This window comes from Citrobacter sp. Cpo015, from assembly GCF_030333035.1.
Classification (GTDB): Bacteria; Pseudomonadota; Gammaproteobacteria; order Enterobacterales; family Enterobacteriaceae; genus Citrobacter; species Citrobacter portucalensis.
The window spans coordinates 1-294 of record NZ_JAOWGS010000011.1 but is presented as its reverse complement, the minus strand read 5'-3'; the positions used below and the strand labels follow the sequence as shown (position 1 = coordinate 294).

Below are 294 nucleotides of genomic sequence, written 5' to 3'. Positions count from 1 at the left end.
GCAGGCACCCTGGCCGCGGACAGCACCGATGCCGTTAACGGCTCCCAGTTGTTTGATACAAATGAGAAAGTGGATCAGAACACTGCTGATATCACTACCAATACCGACAGCATTAACCAGAACACAACCGATATCGCCACCAACACCACCAATATCAATAACCTGAGCGATTCTGTTACCACGCTCGCCGATGATGCCCTGCTGTGGGATGCTAACTCTGGTGCATTCAGCGCTAACCACTCGGGAAGCGCCAGCAAGATCACCAATCTGGCGGCAGGCACCCTGGCCGCGGAC

At 54.8% G+C, this 294-nt stretch carries 1 protein-coding gene; it reads left to right on the top strand.

The features are described from left to right. Positions 1-294, top strand: a 294-nt coding sequence (locus tag OGY67_RS00045; RefSeq protein WP_286573049.1) for a hypothetical protein, incomplete at both ends; no start/stop codon positions are given.